The organism is Pseudomonas sp. RA_105y_Pfl2_P56 (assembly GCF_963970845.1).
Lineage (GTDB): Bacteria > Pseudomonadota > Gammaproteobacteria > Pseudomonadales > Pseudomonadaceae > Aquipseudomonas > Aquipseudomonas baetica_A.
Map to the genome: position 1 here is coordinate 20,664 of NZ_CAXAPL010000018.1, position 22,419 is coordinate 43,082.

Sequence of the window (22,419 nt, forward strand, 5' to 3'; positions counted from 1 at the left end):
AAAAGCACGGAATCGGTTGAGTGCCGCAATTATGCTGGGGGATCACTGAAAGGGGAAACCTGTGAACCGGACGCAGTTCACAACTAGCGTACGACTTCGTACTCATGCCCCAAGGCCAGGCAATGACTCAACCACTCCCCCAGAAACAGATTGAGTTGAGCCTTTTCATCCGGCTGATGCATCGCGGCGTTCGGGTAAGGATAGATGCCGCGAAAGCGTCGTGCATGTTCGGCGCTGATGACCTCGGCCATGCGCGCGTCGTGATAGACCTGCACTTCCAGTTGCGGCACCGGCAGCCACGGCAGACTGTGTTCCTGACGCACCTGCAACGTGGTGGTGTAAGGACAGGTTTGCAGCACTTCAAGGGCCAGCACGCCGAGCATCTGCTCGCCCTGAGTCACGGCGATGCGTCGCGCCTCCGGGTCGTTACGCATGTCCGGCACCAGTCGCATCAGGCGCGCGTAGTTGGCCTCGCAGGCGGCTTGCAGCCCCACGAGGTCGACTCGATAACGATCGCGCAGCTTGTTTACAACCATAACCCCCTCACTTCGGCACGGTTCAGCGCCAGCCATTGCAGAGCGATGATGCTCGCCGCATTGGCAATACGTCCATCGCGTACAGCCTGCAAGGCATCTTCAAACGCCCAGACCGTGACGCGGATATCTTCGGCCTCTTCCTCCAGCCCATGCAGGCCGCCCACACCTGCGGTTTCGCAACGCCCCAGATACAAATGCACAAACTCGTTGCTGCCGCCCGGCGACGGGAAATACTTGGTCATCGGCCACAGAGCCTTGATGTCCAGCCCAGCTTCCTCCTGCGCCTCGCGGTGAGCAACTTCTTCCGGTTGCTCGTCCTTGTCGATCAGACCAGCGACCAACTCAACCAGCCAAGGGTTGCTGGCCTTGCCCATGGCGCCGACGCGAAATTGCTCGATCAGCACCACTTCGTCGCGCTGCGGATCGTAAGGCAGCATGCAGACGGCATCGTGACGCACGAACACTTCGCGGTTGATTTCGCGGCTCATGCCACCCGCGAACAATTCATGGCGCAGGTGCAAACGGTCGAGCTTGTAAAAGCCCTCGTAGCATTTTTCGCGCCGCACGATATCGACGGCGGTTGGAATGGCGTTGGCAAAGTCAGTCATGAGCATCCTCTTTACTGCAAATCCATTACGAGGTTCCTTTTTGTGACTTGCAACCTCGACTTCGCGCCATCCTAACGCGCCCGCATCGTTTGATGCAGCCCCTTTACCGTCAGCGGGATGGACGGTGAAGGCGAAACCCACTCTAATTAGCTTAGTGGCGAACTGACTGCTTCGGTGAGAGTCGAAGCGGATATCTTTTTGCCTTCCCCTGTTTCAGAAAGGACGCCCATGTCGCTTTTCAAAATTGCCTCCGTGGCCGCCATCGCCCTGACCCTGGGCGCGTGCGCGAGCCTGTTCCAGCCCAACTACCGCACGCCCCTGGAAACCACCCGCGATGCGTCGGAACAGCTCAAGCCTGGGTGTTCCAGCCCCGACTGCCCGCTGGTGAATATCGATACCGTACATTTCGCGGCAGAGCCTGCCCTGGACGGCATCATCGAAAAACGCCTGCTGCAAATGACCGGCACCGAACAGAACCCATCGGTGGCGCCAACCCTGGCGGCCTACCGCGAGCAGTTCTTGAATACTGCCGGCCCACGCAACAGCAGTTATCTGCAAGCCAAAGTACGCGAGCAGCATGACGGCTTGGTGATCATCGAATTGTCGAGCTACCTCGACACCGGCGGCGCCCATGGCACACCGGGTCGCGGTTTCATCAACTATTCGCGCCAGCAGCACAAAGTGCTGAACCTGTCGGACATGCTGATGCCAGGTCAGGAGGACGCGTTCTGGAAGGCTGCGCAGGTGGCGCACAACAGTTGGCTGATCAGCACCAAGCTCGATCAGGAAGCGGAATTCGTTTCGAGCTGGCCGTTCAAGAAAACCCCGAACGTGGCGCTGACCTACGGTGGCGTAATCCTCAAGTACGACGTGAGCACCATCGCGCCTTACGCGCTGGGTCACGTCGAGCTGAAGATCCCTTATCCGCGCCTGAACGGCATTCTCAAGCCTGAGCTGTTCCCCGGCCGTAACTGAAAGCCCGGCCGAGCACGAGTTGCAGCAGCCCTGCCAGCACCAGCGCTGGCAGGGTTGCGCCGACATCCGGGTACAGATTCGCCAGCAAGTGATAGGTGCTCACACCACCGAGCCAGGCCAACAGCGCCGGCCAGCGCAATGCGGCTGACGCAACCCGAGTGCTGCGCTTGCGCAAGATGAAGTGATCCACCAGCACCACGCCGAACAGCGGCGCAAACACCGAGCCGATCAGCAGCAGGAAATTCTGGTATTGCGCCAATGGCGCCAGCAGTGCGATCAGCGTGCAGATCGCGCCGATGGCCAAGGCCAGATGCTCGACTTTCAAGCGCAACAGAATCCCGCTGGACACCGCGGCCGAGTGAATGTCGGCGAACGCGTTTTCCGACTCGTCCAGCAAAATCAGCAACAACGGAATCCCCAGACCGGCGCCAGCCAGGGCCAGCAACAGCGCGTTGACTTCACCACTCGGCGCGAACGCCAATGTGTAAGCGACGCCCAGGCTCATCAGCCAGAAATTGCCGACGAAGAAACCGATGGCGGTGCCGCCGAAAACGCTCTTGGCCCGTTTGCCGAAACGCGAGTAGTCGGCAATCAGCGGCAACCACGACAGCGGCATGGCGATGGCAATGTCGAAGCCCACGGCGAACGGCATCGAACCATCGCCGGCACGCGCCCAGAGAGCAGCCAGATCGGCCTTGGCGAACAGGTTCCAGGTCAGCCAGAGGCATGCGGCCAACAGCAGCCAAATGCCCCACTTACGCAGAACCTTGCGCACGAACGTCAGCGGCCCGCTGACCGCAAGCAATGTCGCCAGAGCGCCGAAAACCAGCGTCCACAACACCGGATTCGACCCCAGCGAACCTTCGCTGAACGCACGGGTGCCGAGCAGGCTGGCGGCGTCGCGCATGACGATGATTTCGAATGAGCCCCAACCGATCAGTTGCAGCAAATTGAGCAGCGCCGGCAGGCTGGCGCCTTTGTTACCGAGGCTGAGTTTCAGCGCGGCCATCGACGACAGGCCGGTGTCGCTGCCGATCACGCCAACAGCGGCCAGCAGCAGAACGCCGACCAGCGTGCCGAGGAAAATGGCCAGCAGCGAACCCGACAGGCCCAGACCCGGCGCGAGCAATGCGCCGGTCTGCAACACCATCAGGCCGATGCCTAAGGAAAACCAAAGGGAAAACAGATCGCGACCGCCGAATACACGCTTGTCGGCGGGTACGGCAAGGTCAGGGGAGTAAGTGCTGGGTTGAATGCTCAAGGGTGGTATCTCGGAGGAATATTTTTGTCATTGAGACCCCTGGCGCCTGTTCTGACGCCTTCGCGAGCAAGCCCGCTCCCACACCGGATCTCCTGTGAACACAAGCTCTGTGAACAACTGGATTCAAATGTGGGAGCGGGCTTGCTCGCGAAGAGGCCAGTACAGGCACCGAAAATCTCAGGTCAGATCAAACCTTCTTGTACAGCTGACTGCCTTCCTTCTTGAACCGCTCGGCCTGTTCCGCCAGGCCTCGGGCGACATCCACATCGACCGCTTCGATACGCTGGTTGGCCGCGTACTCACGGACTTCCTGAGTGATCTTCATCGAGCAGAATTTCGGCCCGCACATCGAGCAGAAGTGCGCGACCTTCGCCGAGTCCTTCGGCAGCGTTTCATCGTGATACGAACGGGCGGTGTCCGGGTCCAGACCGAGGTTGAACTGGTCTTCCCAACGGAATTCGAAACGCGCCTTGCTCAGAGCGTTGTCGCGGATCTGCGCGCCCGGATGGCCCTTGGCAAGGTCGGCGGCATGCGCGGCGATCTTGTAGGTGATGATCCCGGTCTTCACGTCATCCTTGTTCGGCAAGCCCAAGTGCTCTTTGGGCGTCACGTAGCACAGCATCGCGCAACCGAACCAGCCGATCATCGCCGCACCGATGCCCGAGGTGATGTGGTCGTAACCTGGCGCGATGTCGGTGGTCAGCGGGCCGAGGGTGTAGAACGGCGCCTCGTCGCAGCACTCGAGCTGCTTGTCCATGTTCTCTTTGATCAGTTGCATCGGCACATGACCGGGGCCTTCGATCATGCATTGCACATCGTGCTTCCAGGCGATCTTGGTCAGCTCGCCGAGGGTTTCCAGTTCGCCGAATTGCGCTTCGTCGTTGGCGTCGGCAATCGAGCCCGGACGCAGGCCGTCGCCCAGCGAGAAGCTGACGTCGTAGGCCTTCATGATTTCGCAGATTTCGTCGAAGTGGGTGTAGAGGAAGTTCTCTTTGTGGTGCGCCAGGCACCACTTGGCCATGATCGAACCGCCACGGGAAACGATGCCGGTCACCCGCTTGGCGGTCAGCGGCACATAGCGCAACAGCACACCGGCGTGGATGGTGAAGTAGTCGACGCCCTGCTCGGCCTGCTCGATCAGCGTGTCGCGGAACAACTCCCAGGTCAGGTCTTCAGCGACGCCGTTGACCTTCTCCAGCGCCTGATAGATCGGCACAGTGCCGATCGGCACCGGCGAGTTGCGGATGATCCATTCGCGGGTTTCGTGAATGTGTTTGCCAGTGGACAGGTCCATCACGGTGTCCGAGCCCCAGCGAATGCCCCAGGTCAGTTTCGCCACTTCTTCTTCGATGGACGATCCCAGGGCGCTGTTGCCGATGTTGCCGTTGATCTTCACCAGGAAGTTACGGCCGATGATCATCGGTTCCAGTTCGACGTGGTTGATGTTGGCCGGAATGATTGCGCGACCACGGGCGATTTCTTCGCGGACGAACTCAGGGGTGATTTCTTTCGGGATGCTCGCTCCGAAGCTGTGCCCGGCGTGTTGCTGGTTCAACAGGCCGGCGGCGCGGGCCTCTTGCAGCTTCATGTTTTCGCGGATGGCGACGTATTCCATCTCGGCGGTGATGATGCCTTTGCGCGCGTAGTGCATCTGGCTGACGTTGGCCCCGGCCTTGGCGCGGCGCGGGTTGTTGACGTGAGCGAAACGCAGCTTGGTCAGTTCCGGGTCGGCGAGGCGCTCCTGACCGAAGCTGGAGCTCAGGCCGGCCAGGCGCTCGGTGTCACCACGGTCGTCGATCCAGGCCGAACGCACATCGGCCAAACCTTTACGCACGTCGATCACCACGTTCGGATCGGTGTACGGACCGGAGGTGTCGTACACAGTGACCGGCGCGTTGATTTCGCCGCCGAAGTCGGTGGGGGTCACGTCCAGGGTGATTTCGCGCATGGGCACGCGGATGTCCGGGCGCGAGCCCTGAACGTAGACTTTTTGCGAACGGGTGAACGGCTTGACCGATTGCTCGTCGACCTTGGCCGAGTCACTCAGGTTGATCGCGTTTTTTGCTTTTGTCGTCATCACGGGCTCTCCAGACAGCATCCAGGCAGTGGATTGTCGGAGCAGAACCTGAAAGGCACGGACGCACCAGGACCGGTGCTGTGCATCGTCGTCGAGCGTTCGATTGTCGAACAATATCCCGGACGAAGCACAAGAGGACTCGCCGGGTGACGAGAAATCTTGTTCCCTACGCAGGCGCTAACCTGATCAGGTTCAACGGGATCCGAAATTATTCGATCTCAGCCTCATAGCAAGGCACCCCGACAAGAACCCGGCCAGTCTAGACACAAGCGGCAAAGAACGCCAACACCGCGGCAAACACCATGATGAATGGCGCAATTGCCGGTGCTTGCAGGATTGTTGCAGCCCCAATGCCCAACTACACTCGCTACGCCATGCTGCGCCTTGACGCTGCGTGGACCGCGCCTTACCTTTGACACCCGGATTATTTCCATAATATTTGCTAGGGATCGCCTCATGCTGCGCAAACTTTCACTGGCTCTTGCCGTGTCTTGTGCGTCCAACGCAATGGCCTGGGCAGCAGAAGCGCCCTTGTCGACCAAAACCGATCTGGTCAGCGTCTATCAGGAAGCGGTCGACAACAATGCCGACCTCGCCGCCGCTCGCGCCCAGTACGGCGCACAGAAAGAAGTCGTACCGCAGGCCCGCGCCGGGCTGCTGCCGAACCTGTCCGGTGGCGCCGAAGTCGCCAACGTGCGCACCTCGATCGACCAGCCTTCGGCCACCGCCAGCCGCAGCGCCCATTCCTATCAGGCGACCCTGGCCCAGCCCTTGTTCCGCGCTGATCGCTGGTTCCAGTACCAGGCCGCCAAAGACGTCAACGAACAGGCGGCGCTGCAACTGTCTGCCACTGAGCAAAACCTGATCCTTCAATCGGCCGAAAGCTACTTCAATGTGCTGCGCAGTCAGGACAACCTGGCCTCGACCAAAGCGGAAGAAGCAGCGTTCAAGCGCCAACTCGACCAGTCCAACGAGCGCTTCGATGTCGGCCTGTCGGACAAGACCGACGTGCTGCAATCGCAGGCCAGCTACGACACCGCACGGGCCAACCGGATCGTCGCCCAGCGTCAGGTCGATGATGCGTTCGAAGCGCTGATCACCCTGACCAACCGTCAGTACAACTCGATTCAAGGCATCGTCCACACGCTGCCGATCCTGCCGCCAGCGCCGAACGACGCCAAGGCCTGGGTCGACACGGCGGCGAAACAGAACCTCAATCTGCTGGCGAGCAACTTTGCTGTCAGTTCGGCTGAGGAAACGTTGAAGCAACGCAAGGCCGGTCACTTGCCGACCCTCGACGCCGTGGCCAAATACGAAAAGGGTGACAACGACGCCCTCGGGTTCTCCAATCCGAACGCCTTCGGCACGCCGTACCGTGGCAACGTCGAACAGAGCACGCTGGGGCTGCAACTGAACATCCCGATCTACAGCGGCGGGCTGACCAGTTCGCAAGTGCGTCAGTCTTACGAGCAACTGAATCAGAGCGAACAACAGCGCGAATCCCTGCGCCGGCAAGTCGTCGAGAACACTCGCAACCTGCACCGTGCGGTGAACACCGATGTCGAGCAGGTGCAGGCGCGCCGCCAGTCGATCATCTCCAACCAGAGCGCAGTGGAAGCCACGGAAATCGGTTATCAAGTCGGTACGCGCAACATCGTCGATGTGCTCGATGCCCAGCGACAGCTGTACACCTCGGTGCGCAACTACAACAACACCCGCTACGACTACATCCTCGACAACCTGCGCTTGAAGCAGGCAGCAGGCACGTTGAACCCGGGTGACTTGCAGGACCTGACGCGCTATCTGAAAGCCGACTACAACCCGGACAAGGACTTCCTGCCGCCGGACCTGGCCAAGGCTGCTGAGGCGCAGCTCAAGGCGCGGCCTTAAAAAAAATCGCCGCCTGCGGTGTGAGCTGGCGCAGGCGGCGATCTTTTTTTGTGTAGGGTTACTTGATCAAGCGCCCCAACCCATCCAACAAACGCTGCAACGCCCCCTGATTGCGGCGCATCACATTCAGCCCCGCCTCAGCCATGCGCTGCGCATCGCGCGGCAGTTCGAACAAGCGCCGCACTTCCACTGCCAGCCCTTCGGCATCATCCACCTCAACCAACGCGCCGGCTTCACGCATCTGCGCGGCGATGTCGAGGAAGTTGAACAGGTGCGGGCCGCTGATCACAGGTTTCGCCAAGGCGGCCGGTTCCAGCAGGTTGTGCCCACCGTTCGGCACCAGGCTGCCGCCGACAAACGCACTGTCGGCCAAGGCATAGAGAAACAGCAACTCGCCCATGGTGTCGCCGAGCAGCACCGATGTTTCAGCCGCGACGTTAGCGTCGGTGGAGCGGCGCACCGTGGCGAAGCCTTCGCGCTGGCACAGTTCGAACACCGTGCTGAAACGCTCCGGATGACGCGGCACCAGAATCAACAGTGCATTCGGATAGCTGGCCAGTAACTGACGATGGGCGTTGAGCACCACTTCGTCTTCGCCTTCGTGAGTGCTGGCGGCGATCCACACCGGACGTTCCAGCGCTTGCCACTGGCCGCGCAATTGGGCGGCGCGCTGCAGCAGTTGCGGGTCGATGGTCAGGTCGAACTTGATCGACCCCGTCACTTCGACCGTTTCAGGACGCGCGCCCAGATCACGGAAGCGCTGGGCTTCCGCTTCGGTCTGCACGGCAAAAAAACTCATCTCGGCGAGCATTGGCGCGGTCAGCTTGCGGAAGCGGCCATAACCCCGGGCCGAACGTTCAGACAATCGCCCGTTGGCCAACGCCACTGGAATGCCGCGTTTGGCGCATTGATGAATGTGATTGGGCCAGAGCTCGGTTTCCATGATCACCGCCAGCTTCGGCTGCGCACGCTCCAGAAAACGCGCGGCGGCACACGGCAAGTCATACGGCAGGTAGCAATGCTGGATGCGCGGCTCGTTGGCGAACAGGGCCTGAATTCGCTCCGATCCGGTCGGCGTCATGCAGGTCACAGTGATTGGCAACTGTGGATAACGTTGCAGCAAGGCGCGAATCATCGGCGCCGCCGCAATACTTTCGCCCACCGACACCGCGTGCACCCAGATGCCACCCGGTTGCAACGTCGGCATGCCATAAGAGAAACGTTCGCCAATCCGCTTGGCATACGCCGGCGCTTTTCGCGCCCGTAGCCATAGCCGAATCGCCACCAATGGCAGCCCCAGGTAAAACAGCGCGGTGTAGAGAGTTCTATTCATGGCGGCGGAGTTTATCGACTTTTGTCGCCGATGGCCCGCAAGTGCACGGCAAAACGCTCTGCCAGCCAGCGCGCGGCCGGGCCGAGCGGCTCGTCGCGGCGCCAGACCAGTTCGACCACCAGCGCCGGCGGCGTCCATTCGCTGTCGAGCTCGACCATCAAGCCCTGATAGGCCGAATACTGCACGACATGCCGTGGCAACCACGCCCAGCCCAGGTCGCGCACCAGCCACTCGGCCATGACATAGAAGCTGTCGGCACGCCACACTTGCGGGCTGGCCGGGTCGTTGCCGGGGTAAACACTGGTTTGCGTCGACATCAACAGTTGCCGATGTTGCGCCATTTGCTGGCAGGTGACGTAGGACTGCGTCGCCAAGGGATGGTTGATCCCGCAGACGGTGACCATCTCCACGCGCCCCAGTACCCGACGTTCAAGTGCCTCGGGGATTTCATCGTGATAGAACAGCAGCCCGAGATCGGCGCGGTGTTCCACCAGTTTGCGCGCCACTTCGCCTTGGGCGGCGCTGGTCAGTTGCACTTCCAGGCTGGGGAAATGCTCGGCCAACGCGCCGAAACTCTCCACCAGCGCCTGGTACGGCATCGCCTCATCCTGAGCCACCCGTAATTGCGCCTCCTGGCCGCGCATCATCGCCATGGCCCGACCATTGAGGCGCTCGCATTGGCGCAACACTTCCCGCGCCTCTTCAAGCAGTGCCTCACCCGCTTCGGTGAGGCTGGGTTGACGCCCGCTGCTACGCTGGAACAGGCTGACACCCAAGTCGTCCTCCAGCATGGCAATCGCACTGCTGATGGCTGACTGCGCCTTGCGTTGCTGCCGCGCCACGGCGGAGAACGAGCGCTGCTCAGCGACGTCGACAAACACCCGCAACTGATCGAGATTCCACTGCATGCTGATCCACCAACCTATCTCAATAACAGATAGGTAATGACTTTACCCCATCTGAGGAATCACTAGAATGCCGCCTCAGCAAGCAACATTTTCCATGAGGATTTGAACCATGAACGCCTACGTCTATCTGGCCATTGCCATTTGCGCCGAAGTGATAGCCACCGTTTCGATGAAGGCGGTCAAAGGCATCAGCACACCCCTGCCACTGATTCTGGTGATTGTCGGCTACAGCATCGCTTTCTGGATGCTGACGCTGGTGGTGCGAACGGTGCCGGTGGGTGTCGCTTACGCCGTTTGGGCCGGAATGGGCATCGTCATGGTCAGTGTCGCGGCGCTGTTCGTTTACGGGCAGAAGCTGGATCTGCCGGCGATGCTGGGGATGGCGTTGATTGTCCTGGGTGTCGTCGTCATCCAGCTCTTCTCGAAAACCGCCGGCCATTAACGCCAACTCCAATCCCTGTGGGAGCGAGCAGGCTCCCACATTGGTCTTGCCTCAGCCTTGTTGATCACCGACAAATCCGCCTCTTTCCCGAGTCTGTATACTGCGCCCTCGTCTTGAACTCTGAGGTCGCTGCATGCCATCTGTTATTTCCACCGACGTTCTGATTGTCGGCGCTGGTGTCGCCGGCCTCTGGCTGAATGCACGCCTGCGTCGTCAGGGTTTTTCGACCGTGCTGGTGGAAAGTGCCAGCCTCGGTGGCGGGCAGAGCCTGAAATCCCAAGGCATCATCCACGGCGGCGCCAAGTACGCGCTGCACGGTGCGCTGACCGGCGCCTCGGAAGCCATCGCCGATATGCCACGGCGCTGGCGTGAAGCGCTGGCCGGTAACGGCGAACTGGACCTGTCCGGCGTGCGCTTGCTGTCCGACGCTCATTACCTATGGTCGCCCGGCACCCTCGCCGGCAACCTCACCAGTTTCTTTGCCAGCAAAGCCGTGCGTGGCCGTGTCGATCAGGTCAAAGGTGAACAACTGCCACCCGCCCTGCAAGACAAGCGTTTCAAGGGCAAGGTCTATCGTCTCGCCGAACTGGTGGTGGATGTGCCGGGCCTGATCCAGCGTCTGGCCGATCTGGCCGGCGATGGCCTGTTGGCCGGACACACCATCGAGCCTCTGCTCGAAGCGGGTGTGCTGGTCGGCCTGAAAGTCGACGGTCGCGAAATCCGCGCCCAGCGCATCGTCCTCAGTGCCGGCGCCGGTACCGCTGAACTGCTCATCGCCCTGGGCTTGAGCCAACCGGCCATGCAACGCCGTCCGCTGCACATGATCATCGCCAAAGGTCCGGGTCTGAAACCGCTGTACGCCCACTGCCTGGGCGGCGGCACCAAACCGCGCATCACCGTGACAACCCATCCGGCCGCTGACGGCCAGTGGGTCTGGTACATGGGTGGCGACATCGCCGAAAGCGAAGGCGTGGCTCGCGAGCCTGCCGAGCAGATCGCCACGGCGCAAAAAGAAATCGCTCAGTTGTTGCCGTGGATCGACCTCAGCACCACGCAGTGGGCGACCTTGCGCGTCGACCGTGCCGAACCGCTGCAAACCGGCCTGACGCGCCCGGACAACGCCTTCCTCGCCGAAGAGGGGCGCCTGTTGGTCGGCTGGCCAACCAAACTGGCGCTGGCACCGGACTTCGCTGATCGCGTGTTCGCTTCGCTGCAACGCGACGGTATCCAGCCGCAAGCCGCCGAGCCATTACCGCCGCTGCCGAAACCACTCATGGGCGTTCCGGCCTGGGAGCAACTGCTGCCATGACGATTGCGACCCTGCACGACTTGCTCCGCCCATTGGGCAGCACGGGCCTGAGGGTTTCGCCGTTGGGCCTGGGTACCGTCAAACTCGGCCGTGATCAAGGCGTTAAATACCCCAACGGCTTCCAGATTCCCGACGACGACGACGCGCGCAGGCTGCTCAAACTTTCTCGGGACTTGGGCATCAATCTGATCGACACCGCCCCGGCCTATGGCCGCAGCGAAGAACGCCTCGGCCCGCTGTTGCGGGGTCAGCGTCAGGACTGGGTGATTGTCAGCAAGGTCGGTGAAGAGTTCGCCAACGGCGAGTCTCGCCACGACTTCAGCGCAGCGCACACCCGGATGTCCGTGGAACGCAGTCTGCAACGTCTGGAAACGGACTTCATCGATCTGGTGCTGGTGCATTCCGATGGCAACGACATCGCCATCCTTGAGCACGAAACGGTGTACTCGACGCTTGCGGCGCTCAAGGCTGAAGGCAAGATCCGCGGCTTCGGTTTCTCCGGCAAAACCGTCGAAGGCGGGTTGAAGGCGCTGGAGCAAGGCGACTGTGCGATGGTCACCTACAATCTGAACGAACAAAACGAGAAGGCTGTCATTGACTATGCTGCTGTTCACGGCAAGGCCATCCTGGTGAAAAAAGCCTTGGCCAGCGGTCACGTTTGCCTGAGCCCGGGCGTCGATCCGGTGCAGGCCAGCTTCGAGTTGCTGTTTGCCCAGCCTGGCGTAGCCAGTGCTATTGTCGGGACGATCAATCCGCTGCACCTCGCCCATAACGTTGCGACCGTTGCCCAAGTCCTTCGTGGTCATTGACGCCGCTTCGCGGCCTTAAGCAGGAGCCGATATGGCGCGCACGCTCATCAGAAAGAACCCGAGCAACTTCAAGACGCTGCCACTGTTCGTCGAAGCAACGCCCGAAGGCCTGACGTATCAGAGTGTCGGCATGCCATTGAATTTCACCCAGACCCTGCAGCGGCGCAAACCGGTCAGCGTGGCCGACACCGAGCGCTTCTCACTGGAACTGGCGAACCTCGGGGTGTCGGTGCGACTGACCCTGCATTGGCAGGGTCGCGACTATTGGGTATTGGTGCGTCAGCGGCGCCAGGATCGCGGCGACGTGGTGCTCAAGTTGATTTCCGGTTACGTGCCGGCCCACGAACTGAACATCCCGCTGCACACCGCCATTCAAGAGATCGCCGAAGAGTGTCTGCTGGAAACCCCGGAAGGCTGGCTCGGCGGGCGCTTCAACGATACGTGGCTGCCGGCGCCCTACTCAGCCGCGCTGCATTATCGCGAGGCCCTGCCGTTTCGCCTGACGCCGCTGTCCGGCTCGGCGCGGCCCATTCGTTGCGCCAATCTGCAATTGCTGGAACGTCCACGGGCGTACGTGCATTTGCCCACCGCGTCGCTGCAATTGATCTATGACCTGCGGCTGGAGGTGCCCAAGGAAGCCAAATCCCTGAGCCTGTTCCACGTCGATGAGCGTTTGGAGGGCGATCAACTGGTGGCGCGGCTAGACCGCAAACGCCCGGACCTGTACCTGATGCCACTCAAGGACGGCGCGCCAGTGGCCGAGTTGTACACCCTCAAGCGCGACAAACTCCTGCCGGCCAGTACCCGCGGACTCTACCTGGCCGAGAGCTTTGCGAGCCAGGAAGGGTGGGTCGTGCGCGAAGAGCGGATTCGCTGGAAAGACTGGCTCGTGCAGCAGGGACTGCAACCGGCAGAACCCCCTCGCCCAGGGCTCAAGCAATTGAGCCTCAAGGCCCTGAGCCTGGTGGGCATCGGCAAGAAACGCGTGAGCAAATAGCCAACTAGCGACGACGATCCATCCATGTGCGCAGTGTTGCGAAGAAATGGAAGTAACGATTTTCGCGTTTGCCCATGCCGCGCTTGGGCGAGAACGATTCTTCGGCAAAGGCGCCGGTGATTCGAACTCGGGAGGCCTGGGTCGGTAGCGTACAAATCCTGGTGCCCGCCTGCTGCAATGCATATTTGAGCAGGCGCTCGGAGTGCAGCTTTCTTCCCGTCGCGCGGCAGAAGTCGAAGATGCGCTCGATCCGTTTGCCATACGCGACGTAGGTATCGCGCCCACAAATGGCAAATCGATCATTCAGCCCGCCCCACCACTGCCAGTCAGGAATGTAGGCATTGTGCCGCCGGGCTTGTTGGTGACTGAACACATAGGCGGGAAGCGGGTCGTGGAAAAAAATGTCCGGTCGCACGAAGACAACAAAATCCGGACTGAAGGTTTCGATCATCGTAGTGACGGTATGCAGTGAGTTGAGCTGAAAGATCAGGTTGCGCAGCGATGCATAGTCATCAGCCCAGGTATCACCCTGTGCTTTGACCTGCTCGAAATCCCAACGCTCCAACACGTCTTCAGTGGAAGTCAGCGCTCCCGTCATCGCCTCGAACGGCTGATAGTTGTCAGCCGCCAGTTCGCCTTTCTCGCCAGATCGCGTGTTCTGCACTTCATCGATTTTGTACAGGTGATAAAAGCACTTCACGTCGCTGCCAACAGGCAACTGCGCCAATACGTTCTGCTCGATGGAAGGAAAGCAAATTTGCGAGTTTCTCGGGATCCCGAAAAAAGCCACGGCAATTTTCAACACTCAACAGCACCTTTTATTTTTGGCGAAACAGCTTTTGCCACCAGCGACGTGGCTGCAGAGGGACCACGAAGACGTCCGACGCCCTTAGCCAGTCCCGCTCATAATCCCAGGCATGGCCACCCCACAATTTTCCGGCCTCGTTGGAAAAACCCAGGGTCATGAGCTGATAGGTATAACCGGTATGGCCGCGCAACCAATCGAACAGCACCAGCGTGTTGAAACCCGTGGAGGGCCCGACGTAACGCTTGCCTCCCGGACGATCGACCGGATAGTGCCATAGCGGCGGCAAGGGGATGCGATCCCAGTACATGGCTACCCTCGGCAACGGACACATCGGCGCGGCGCAGCCCACCAGCAAGGTGAAACAGCGCTCACTTGCCTGCTCGAACAGCCGCTGCACATCCGGCCCGTAGGGAAGGCCGAAAAAATACGCATCCGGTGCGTTGTACCCGTGCACGAAGACATTCACGCTCCGCGAGTCGAGCAGCGTTGCCTTGATGCAGGTATTGAAGCTGACCACGACATCGTCGACGCCAAGGTTAAGCGCCTGAAAATCCGCCACAGTAATAGCCGGATTGTTGGCGATCAGTACGACACGAGCCGCACGGCTCAGGCACTCGCGCAAAGGCTCAGGCAACGCGTCCAGAACAGACTGGTCACCGCCGGGTAGCGCATCCAGCGCCATGTGTTCGTCCATCATTCAGAACGGCACCTTCATCCCGTAACGTAGCTTCACCCAGAACCTCGTGAGCGCCGAAGGCGATTGCCATGGGCGCATCTCGCGCTGGATTTCAGTAGCCAACGTCTGACCCACACGGGCAAAGGAATAGCGACTTTGTGCGAACACCTGTCCATTGCTGGCGATACGCTGCGCCAACTCCGGGTCGTCCTGCAGCAGTTTGATCTTTTCCAGTGCTTGCGCTTCGCTGCGATAAAACACCGTGTTGTGCATATCTTCAAAGCCGAGCAACTGGTCTTCTTCGCCCTGACTCCAGGCCAGCAATACGCAACCGCAAGCCATGGCTTCAAAGTTCTTGATCATGAATTCGTTCATGCCGATGTCGGCGCTGACGAAAATCTTGATGCGATTGAGCATTTCCAGATACTCCGAGCCCGATTCGGTCCGGGTCACCAGCATGCCGGTGCGCTGCGCCAAAGACTCGAGCAGCGATTTGCGCTGGGCATACTCGGTACTTTTCAGGCTACCGAGAAAGCCGATGGGAATGTCCCGCTCGACACCGGTGTTGTGCAGCATCTGTTCGTCGTAACCCTTTGAAACGAACGCTGTATCAATGCCTTCAGCCAGCATTTTGCGGGCAACCACGGCACCGGACACCAACGCCCGACAACTCGGAAGACGACGATAGAGACGCGAATACACCCCACGGTATTTACTGGCAGGCATGTAGTTCTGGTAGGCGTCATGTTCGAGAAAGATCAACCCGGGAATGCACTTGAGCACCCGCAATTGCCTGGTCAGGCGCTTGACCCGGGAGAAGATCACCACACGATCGAAGGTTTGATAATCAACCGAGGCCAGAAACGGCCCCAGGTTCATTTGTTGCTGCTTGCTCAAACGATAGATGAAACACTCATCACAATTCTGCTGAACGATGTCGTAGAGCCGGTCGAGAATGACCCGCTGCTCGTCCATCACCAGGAGCATGACTTTCATAAGTTAATTGACCACGCGACGTAAGCGGGCAAGCGCAGCGGACTCAACCTTGCCAACATCATCGGAAACGGCTCGATCCCCAAGGCAAAATCCGTTCACACGCAGTACACAACGGCAAAAATTCATCTGATCAGCGACTGCGGATTTTTTCGACAATCGCCGTTGTCGAGCTGTTTTCCACGAGCCCCAGCACTTTCACGGTGCCTCCATAAGCCGTCACGATGTCCGCGCCGACCACTTGGTCGATCCCGTAATCGCCCCCCTTGACCAGCACATCCGGTTTGACTTCGCGTAGCAGGTTTTCCGGCGTGCCTTCAGGGAAGCTGATCACCCAGTCCACCGCCCCAAGCCCAGCCAGCACGGCCATGCGCCGGTCGACACTGTTGATCGGGCGACCCGGCCCCTTCAGGCGACTGACCGAAGCATCGTCGTTGACTGCGACGATCAGTCGATCGCCTTGGGCCCGTGCCTGTTCCAGATAGGTCACGTGACCGGCATGCAGAATGTCGAAGCAGCCATTGGTGAACACGATTTTTTCGTTATGCGCCCGTGCATCGGCCACTGCGAGCAACAACTGTTCAAGACCCAGCACGCCGCGCTCGGAACCCTCTTCACGCTGAATCGCGCGACGCAATTCCGGGGCGCTGATGGCCGCCGTACCAAGTTTGCCAACGACAATGCCCGCTGCCAGGTTGGCCAGCGCCACCGCGTGGGGCAGATCTTCGCCGGCTGCGATGGCTGCCGCGAGGGTGGAAATCACAGTATCACCGGCACCGGTCACATCGAATACCTCACGGGCCCGGGCAGGCAGGTGCAGCGCTGGCTGATCAGGGCGTAGCAACGTCATGCCGTGCTCGCCCCGTGTTACCAGCAAAGCGCCGAGTTCCAGGTCGTGCATCAGCGTCGCACCCTTGCTGACGAGTTCGTGCTCATCGACACAACCGCCGACGATGGCTTCGAATTCACTGAGGTTCGGGGTAATCAGGCTGGCGCCACGATAGACCGAGAAGTCCTTGCCTTTCGGGTCGGCCAGCACCGGGATGTTTTTGGCGCGTGCCGCCTGGATAAGGGCCTGATGGTTTCTCAATGCACCTTTACCGTAGTCGGACAACACCAGCACTTTGACGCCTTCAAGCAAGTCATCGACCTGCGAGCCAAGGGCAAGTGCGTCAGTGGCGAACGGTTCTTCGAAGTCGATACGCAGCAGTTGCTGGTGCCGGCTCATGACCCGCAGCTTGACGATGGTTGGCTGGTGCGCAATGCGCTGGAACAAGGCACGTACGCCCACGCCCTTGAGACTGTTGCTCAGGCTGTCGGCGGCTTCGTCGTCACCGGTCACACCGACCAGGGACGCCGGCGCACCCAGCGCGGCAATGTTCAAGGCAACGTTGGCGGCACCGCCCGGACGATCTTCGATTTGCTCGACTTTAACGACCGGCACCGGGGCCTCAGGGGAAATCCGTGAGGTTCCGCCATGCCAGTAACGGTCGAGCATGACATCACCGACCACCAAGACTGGGGCTTGATCGAATCGCGGCATGGACAACTTCATGGAGCAACCCACATACAAAATGAACAGGGGCGCGATATTAACACAGGGTTGGCGCAGGCTTGTGTACAGGCTGCAACAGGATGAAACAGCTATTGTCTTTGCTTGTTTTTTGAGCAAATGGGCGGCGAATTGCTGGCCTGCCTCGGACAACTCGAGAGTTTCGGTATCGATCCGACACTCGACAGCAGCGGTACATACAATTGTTCACCCATAAGCGAGCAGTTCGTAATCACGCTGATAAGCCCGCCGCCCCCCCCGCTTGTTCCGCAGGGACAGAACTCTTGGGCCGACGAGGAAAACCTGAACGCCACGGCAAACTGCGCCGGGAATTGATCTTCGTACCCGTATGACGGGCGCCAGCCATTGAACACCGCGACGCCTACGTGGCTGCCCGCGCATTTGGGCACATCAATGAACGAACAGGAACGCTGAGTCAGGCGATGTCTTCGGCCGGGGCGTCGAGCCCCATGGCGTTCAGACGCGCGTAGTAACCGTTTTGCGCCAATAGTTCATCGTGAGTACCGCGCTCGACGATCCGCCCCTGGTCCATGACCAGAATCAGATCGGCTTTCTCGATGGTCGATAAACGGTGAGCAATCACTAGCGTGGTGCGGCCCTTCATGACCTGATCCAGCGCCGCTTGAATGTGCCGTTCGGATTCCGTGTCGAGAGCCGAGGTTGCCTCATCGAGAATCAGCAACGGTGCGTTCTTGAGCAATGCACGGGCAATCGCCAGGCGCTGGCGCTGGCCACCGGAAAGCAATACCCCGTTCTCGCCGACCTGGGTGTCCAGGCCTTCAGGCAGTTGCGAAATGAAGTCCATCGCGTAGGCGTCACACGCAGCCTTCTCGATGTCTTCACGCGGTGCGCCAACCAGATCGCCATAAGCGATGTTGTTGGCCACGGTGTCGCTGAACAAGGTCACGTGTTGGGTCACTTGGGCGATATGACGGCGCAGGTTAAGCAGTTTGTACTGCTCGACTTCCACACCGTCGATAAGGATTTCGCCCTTGTCGTGGTGATAGAAGCGCGGAATCAGATTGGCCAGCGTTGACTTGCCGCTGCCCGAACGGCCGACAAGCGCCACCATCTGCCCGGGCTCGACCGAAAAGCTGATGTCATCGAGCACCTGACGTTCAGTGTCCGGGTAGGTAAAGCTCAGGTTACGTACATCAAGACGACCGGTCACCGAATCGCGCTCGACCGTACCGGTGTCGGTTTCAGGCTTGACGTCCAGTTGCTCGAAAATGCTTTCGGCACCGGCCACACCTTTCTGAATTGTTGAACTGACTTCAGACAACTGACGGATGGGCTTGGGCAACAGGCCGGCCAGAGTGATATAGGCGACCATGTCACCGGCCGACGCGTCACCGCGCAGGAACAGCACCAGGAACATCAACACAGCCATGGCGCTGTAGATCACCAGTTGCAGCAACGGCGTGTAGATCGCACCAGTGCGGGTCATGCGCAGTTGTTTGTCGGTGTTGCCCTGGCTGGCATTGAAGAAGCGTTTCTGTTCGTAGACCTCGCCGCCGAAGCTGCGCACGACACGATAGCCCTGAATGGTTTCCGAGGCCACGTGGGTAACGTCGCCCATGGCCAGTTGGATCTTCTTGCTCTGCTTGCGGAATTTTTTGCTCGCGGTGCGCACCATCAGAGCGATGAGCGGCAGGATCGCGACCATGACCAACGTCAGCTTCCAGTTCATGAACATCAAGGAGACAAACAGGAAGATCACTGTCATGCCTTCACGGATTACGACCTTGATCGCATCTGTCGCCGCCCCTGTGACCATGGTCACGTTGAAGGTAATGCGCGAAATCAGATGACCGGAGTTATGCTTGTCGAAATAGCGGTTGGGCAGGACCAGCAGGTTATTGAACAGTTGCACCCGCAAGTCATGCACCAGGCCGAGGGATACCTTGGCCAGAAAATAGTTACCCAGATAAGAACCCAGCCCCTGCCACGCAGCAATCAGGATGATCAGCAGCGGCACGGCCTGCAGCAGTTGCAGGTCACGCAGGTAGGGCACGGAGGGGAACAGCACCGCTTCAGGGTTCGACAGGCCGTCAACAAAATACTTGAGGATGTAGCCAAGCATCGGCTGCGTCGAAGCGAAAATCAAAAAACCGACAATGCTGATCAGGAACAAACTGATGTACGGCCTGACGTAGCCGAGCAGGCGGAAGTAGATTTTCAAGCTCGAAGGGCTTGCGGCGAGACTGGAGTCGGTCATATCACGCGAAAGTCGATAAAAAGGACGCAGACTTTAGCACAGCTTCTCAAGGGTTCTGGCAATCGGTGAAAGGCTGTTATTGTTAGGCATCTTTTTCAGCATCAAATAGCCATCACCCGAATGGCCGATCAACTTCAGGATTGAATCTCACAGCATGCAACTTCGCGGCTTCAGCAGTACGTCCAATCGAGTTTTCGATTTCATTAGCCGGTGGATTCTTCCAACCGGCTATTTCTTGCTCCTCTGTGCATTTTTCTTTTTGCCGGGCCGAAGTCAGCTTCACAAACTGTATTACGGGCTGTTCAGCATTCCGGCGCTGATTGCGCTGTGCCTGCGCCCTCGTGAACTCAGGGCGCTGCTGGGCGAACCGATTTTCATCGCAGCCATCGTGTTCGTTGCCTGGGCCTTGCTCAGTCTTGCCTGGGGACCGTCGGGTGAACCCTTCGACGGGAAGCTCAAACCGCCATTGCATACACTGCTGCTGTTTGTCGGTTGCTATCTGTTGGTGCGCTATCGCAGCGACATCCTGCAACCCTTGCTGTTCACCGCCGCATTGGTCGCACTGATTGCCACGACTTTCTTTCTGTTCACGTTTGCACGAGTGTATGAACCGGGCATGCGCCTGATCGGGGGTGGGGCGTTCGACAATCCACTGCTCAGTTCGCATCTCTTCGGTTTTTTCAGCGCCTACTGGCTGAGTGTGACCATGATCTGCAAGCGCCGCCAGATGATGTGGCTCAGCGTGCCGGCGATGGCGATCATGTTTATCGCCGTAATCGGCACCGGCTCCAGAACCCCACTGGTCGCTCTGACGCTGGCCGCTTTGTGGCTGTGCTTGATCTGCTGGAATCGCCGCTCACTGGGCCTGTTAGCGGCACTGTTTCTCAGTGGCGCTGCCGTGCTGACAGTGTTTTCGCAAATGATCATCGAGCGTGGCGATTCATACCGGCTGGAAATCTGGCGGCAGGTCCTGCTTAAGGTGGCCGAGCATCCATGGATCGGCCATGGCTACAGCGCAAGCCTCAGCGTCGACCCCGGCCTTGGGGTGAACTTCGAGGAACCGCACAGTTTTGTGCTGGGTGTTCTCTATTACGTAGGGATATTCGGTTTGCTGCCATGGCTGTTCTTCCAGGCGTGGGGACTGCTGAGCAGTTGGCGCTTGCGTGTGCAACCGTTGTTTATCATCGCTTCGACCTGGCTGGTGTTCGGCATCGGGGCCGGGCTGACAGAGGGTGGAGGGATCATCTCACGCCCCAAGGAACACTGGTTTCTGCTGTGGATACCATTGGCACTGATCGCTGCGCTGAGTATCAATCAGCGCGCACGTCGTCTACTGACAATACCGGTTCAAAAACTGGCACCGGCCAACTTTCAGCAACTGAGCAGCGACGCTCAAATAGTTGAAGAAGACGGTCTTGGCCCCAAAGTCCTGTGCCTGAGCGACGGCAGCTTCCTCAAGCTGTTCCGCCGTCGTCGCTGGTACACCTCTGGCAGTTTCAACCCGTACTCCGAACGCTTCGCCGTCAACAGCGAACAACTGCGCCTGATGGGCATTCCCACACCACAAATCCTGAACCTGTATCGCCTCGACGACGGCAGCAGTGCCGTGCACTATGCGCCATTGCCAGGGCACACGCTGCGCCAGGTATTGCAGAGCATCACCGCTCCCGCTGTCCGCCAGGCCCTGGTGGAACGCTTCGGCAAGTTCATGGCGCAATTGCATGAAAAAGGTGTGTATTTCCGCTCATTGCACTTGGGCAACGTACTTGTGCTGGAGGATGGCGAGTTCGGGCTGATCGACCTGGCGGATCTGTGCATCTACCCTTCAGCATTGAGCAACTCGCTGCGCCAGCGCAATTTGCGCCATATGCAGCGCTACACCGTAGACAAACGCTGGCTGTTCGAGGATCACCTCGATGCGCTGCTACAGGGATATGCCACGATGGCGTCGCCATCCGCAGTGGATAAATTGCAAAAGCAAGTGCTGGCAAGCAATGGGCCAACAGGCGAGCATTGAGGACGAAGCCGGTTCGCCGGATTCACGATCAACTTGCCATGCCAACGAAGCCGCTCACTGATCGCGAGCGGCTTGTGACTCAGTCTTTTTCCAGCGGGGAAAGATACATCCGCGCCAATCCGCGCCAGGTCTTCTTGTTCCATGCCTTGAATGGAATCTGCGCCAGCAGTTCCCTGGCCAGCTTGCGATCGCGGTTGGACGCTTTGAGGAACATGGAACTGAGAAATCTGTAGCGCACTTCGTCGTACAGCGGGTGATCACTGAACAACGCGTAAGTGCGCAGGATGTTTTCGATCATGAAGCGATGGTTCTTGTACGAATTGGTGGCGTGCTTGCGGTAGCGCGCCATGACGACGCTCAGGCCATCGATAAAGTAGCCGGCCCGGGTCACCTTCAACTCGATCAACAAGTCCTCCAGACGAATCGTCGGATCAAAACCACCGACCGCTTCCAGCGCCTCGCGACGGATCATCAGGGTCGGGGCCGGTGGGTACGGCTTGCGCTCAAGGAACATGTCATCGAAGTCCAGGCGCCGGAATGGCACATCCCGGCGCTGGCGCTTCTCTGGATAGAGGTTGCCGTCGGCATCGATCAACTCGATGTTACCGGCGCAAATTCCCACTTCCGGCTTACCGTCCATGTAGGCCACCTGGATGGCAATACGATCAGGGTACATGATGTCGTCTGAACCGAACGGCACGATCAGGCTACCCTTGGCACGCGCGATGGCACCATTGAGCGTATTGGTCAGCCCCTGATTCTGCTGCACGCGAAAATCGAATCCGTGCTGCGCCTGTAACGCAGTGATGCGCTCGACGCTGTCGTCCTTCGAGCCGTCATCGATTACCAGCAATTCGATGTTTTTGTAGGTCTGGTCAAGGACGCTGAGGATGCTCTCCTCAATGTATGGACCGTGGTTATAAGAGGCAATGATGACGGTGACGAGTGTTTGCCGGTCGCTTGCAGTTTGTTCTTCGCGCATGGTTTGT

19 protein-coding genes and 1 riboswitch are annotated in these 22,419 nt (G+C 59.5%); of the genes, 7 read left to right on the forward strand and 12 right to left on the reverse strand.

The window, feature by feature from the left end:
• Positions 1–83: 83 nt before the first annotated feature.
• Positions 84–536, reverse strand: coding sequence for a DUF1249 domain-containing protein (locus AACY11_RS14250; protein WP_221731220.1), 453 nt, complete (start codon positions 534–536; stop codon positions 84–86).
• Positions 527–1,144, reverse strand: coding sequence for an NUDIX domain-containing protein (locus tag AACY11_RS14255; RefSeq protein WP_339432297.1), 618 nt, complete (start codon positions 1,142–1,144; stop codon positions 527–529). The genes AACY11_RS14250 and AACY11_RS14255 overlap by 10 nt, the downstream gene beginning before the upstream one ends.
• A gap of 228 nt (positions 1,145–1,372) precedes the next feature.
• Here AACY11_RS14255 and AACY11_RS14260 point away from each other — a divergent pair, with 228 nt between their 5' ends.
• Positions 1,373–2,119 carry an RsiV family protein gene (locus AACY11_RS14260; protein WP_339465348.1) on the forward strand — a complete coding sequence of 249 codons (747 nt, stop codon included), beginning with the start codon at positions 1,373–1,375 and terminating at the stop codon, positions 2,117–2,119.
• Here AACY11_RS14260 and cytX read toward each other — a convergent pair.
• The gene (gene cytX / locus AACY11_RS14265; protein WP_339495021.1) at positions 2,088–3,380 is read right to left on the reverse strand and encodes a putative hydroxymethylpyrimidine transporter CytX; all 1,293 of its coding nucleotides are present in this window, start codon (positions 3,378–3,380) and stop codon (positions 2,088–2,090) included. The two genes, AACY11_RS14260 and cytX, sit on opposite strands and share 32 nt — an antisense overlap.
• Before the next feature lie 187 nt (positions 3,381–3,567).
• Entirely contained in the window at positions 3,568–5,457 is a 1,890-nt protein-coding gene (thiC, locus tag AACY11_RS14270) for a phosphomethylpyrimidine synthase ThiC (RefSeq protein ID WP_339432294.1), read from the reverse strand.
• Between the two features lie 146 nt (positions 5,458–5,603).
• Positions 5,604–5,709: riboswitch (TPP riboswitch) on the reverse strand.
• 204 nt (positions 5,710–5,913) lie between these two features.
• Between thiC and AACY11_RS14275 the strand changes: the two genes are divergently transcribed.
• Positions 5,914–7,347, forward strand: coding sequence for a TolC family outer membrane protein (locus AACY11_RS14275; protein WP_339432293.1), 1,434 nt, complete (start codon positions 5,914–5,916; stop codon positions 7,345–7,347).
• Between the two features lie 58 nt (positions 7,348–7,405).
• Here AACY11_RS14275 and waaA read toward each other — a convergent pair whose 3' ends face one another.
• Both waaA and AACY11_RS14285 read right to left on the reverse strand, forming a co-directional pair.
• Positions 7,406–8,680, reverse strand: a complete 1,275-nt coding sequence (waaA, locus tag AACY11_RS14280; RefSeq protein WP_339465351.1) for a lipid IV(A) 3-deoxy-D-manno-octulosonic acid transferase — start codon at positions 8,678–8,680, stop codon at positions 7,406–7,408.
• A gap of 11 nt (positions 8,681–8,691) precedes the next feature.
• Entirely contained in the window at positions 8,692–9,588 is an 897-nt protein-coding gene (locus AACY11_RS14285) for a LysR family transcriptional regulator (protein WP_339495022.1), read from the reverse strand.
• 109 nt (positions 9,589–9,697) lie between these two features.
• Between AACY11_RS14285 and AACY11_RS14290 the strand changes: the two genes are divergently transcribed.
• From AACY11_RS14290 to AACY11_RS14305, 4 genes are all read left to right on the forward strand, one after another.
• The gene (locus AACY11_RS14290; RefSeq protein ID WP_221731228.1) at positions 9,698–10,030 is read left to right on the forward strand and encodes a DMT family transporter; all 333 of its coding nucleotides are present in this window, start codon (positions 9,698–9,700) and stop codon (positions 10,028–10,030) included.
• A gap of 133 nt (positions 10,031–10,163) precedes the next feature.
• Positions 10,164–11,339: an NAD(P)/FAD-dependent oxidoreductase gene (locus AACY11_RS14295; protein WP_339495024.1), complete on the forward strand. Its 1,176-nt coding sequence runs from the start codon at positions 10,164–10,166 to the stop codon at positions 11,337–11,339.
• Positions 11,336–12,148 carry an aldo/keto reductase gene (locus tag AACY11_RS14300; protein ID WP_339495026.1) on the forward strand — a complete coding sequence of 271 codons (813 nt, stop codon included), beginning with the start codon at positions 11,336–11,338 and terminating at the stop codon, positions 12,146–12,148. Before AACY11_RS14295 ends, AACY11_RS14300 begins: the two co-directional genes overlap by 4 nt.
• Positions 12,149–12,179: 31 nt before the next feature.
• Positions 12,180–13,145, forward strand: coding sequence for a metal ABC transporter ATPase (locus AACY11_RS14305; protein ID WP_339432288.1), 966 nt, complete (start codon positions 12,180–12,182; stop codon positions 13,143–13,145).
• 4 nt (positions 13,146–13,149) lie between these two features.
• Here AACY11_RS14305 and AACY11_RS14310 read toward each other — a convergent pair whose 3' ends face one another.
• The 5 genes from AACY11_RS14310 to msbA form a co-directional block, all read right to left on the reverse strand.
• The gene (locus AACY11_RS14310; RefSeq protein WP_339495028.1) at positions 13,150–13,950 is read right to left on the reverse strand and encodes a hypothetical protein; all 801 of its coding nucleotides are present in this window, start codon (positions 13,948–13,950) and stop codon (positions 13,150–13,152) included.
• A gap of 13 nt (positions 13,951–13,963) precedes the next feature.
• Positions 13,964–14,650: a hypothetical protein gene (locus AACY11_RS14315; protein ID WP_339465356.1), complete on the reverse strand. Its 687-nt coding sequence runs from the start codon at positions 14,648–14,650 to the stop codon at positions 13,964–13,966.
• Entirely contained in the window at positions 14,651–15,625 is a 975-nt protein-coding gene (locus tag AACY11_RS14320; protein WP_339495030.1) for a glycosyltransferase, read from the reverse strand.
• A 130-nt stretch (positions 15,626–15,755) separates the two neighbouring features.
• On the reverse strand, positions 15,756–17,177 hold the full coding sequence (gene hldE, locus AACY11_RS14325) for a bifunctional D-glycero-beta-D-manno-heptose-7-phosphate kinase/D-glycero-beta-D-manno-heptose 1-phosphate adenylyltransferase HldE (protein ID WP_339432284.1): 1,422 nt from the start codon (positions 17,175–17,177) through the stop codon (positions 15,756–15,758).
• A gap of 433 nt (positions 17,178–17,610) precedes the next feature.
• A complete protein-coding gene (gene msbA, locus AACY11_RS14335; RefSeq protein WP_339432283.1) occupies positions 17,611–19,413 on the reverse strand; it encodes a lipid A export permease/ATP-binding protein MsbA in 1,803 nt (600 codons plus the stop codon).
• 154 nt (positions 19,414–19,567) lie between these two features.
• On the opposite strand from msbA, the gene AACY11_RS14340 reads away from it, so the two are divergent.
• A complete protein-coding gene (locus AACY11_RS14340; RefSeq protein WP_339432282.1) occupies positions 19,568–21,430 on the forward strand; it encodes an O-antigen ligase family protein in 1,863 nt (620 codons plus the stop codon).
• Positions 21,431–21,509: 79 nt separating this feature from the next.
• Here the strand turns inward: AACY11_RS14340 and AACY11_RS14345 are convergent, their stop codons facing one another.
• Entirely contained in the window at positions 21,510–22,412 is a 903-nt protein-coding gene (locus tag AACY11_RS14345) for a glycosyltransferase (protein ID WP_221731335.1), read from the reverse strand.
• Positions 22,413–22,419: the final 7 nt, after the last annotated feature.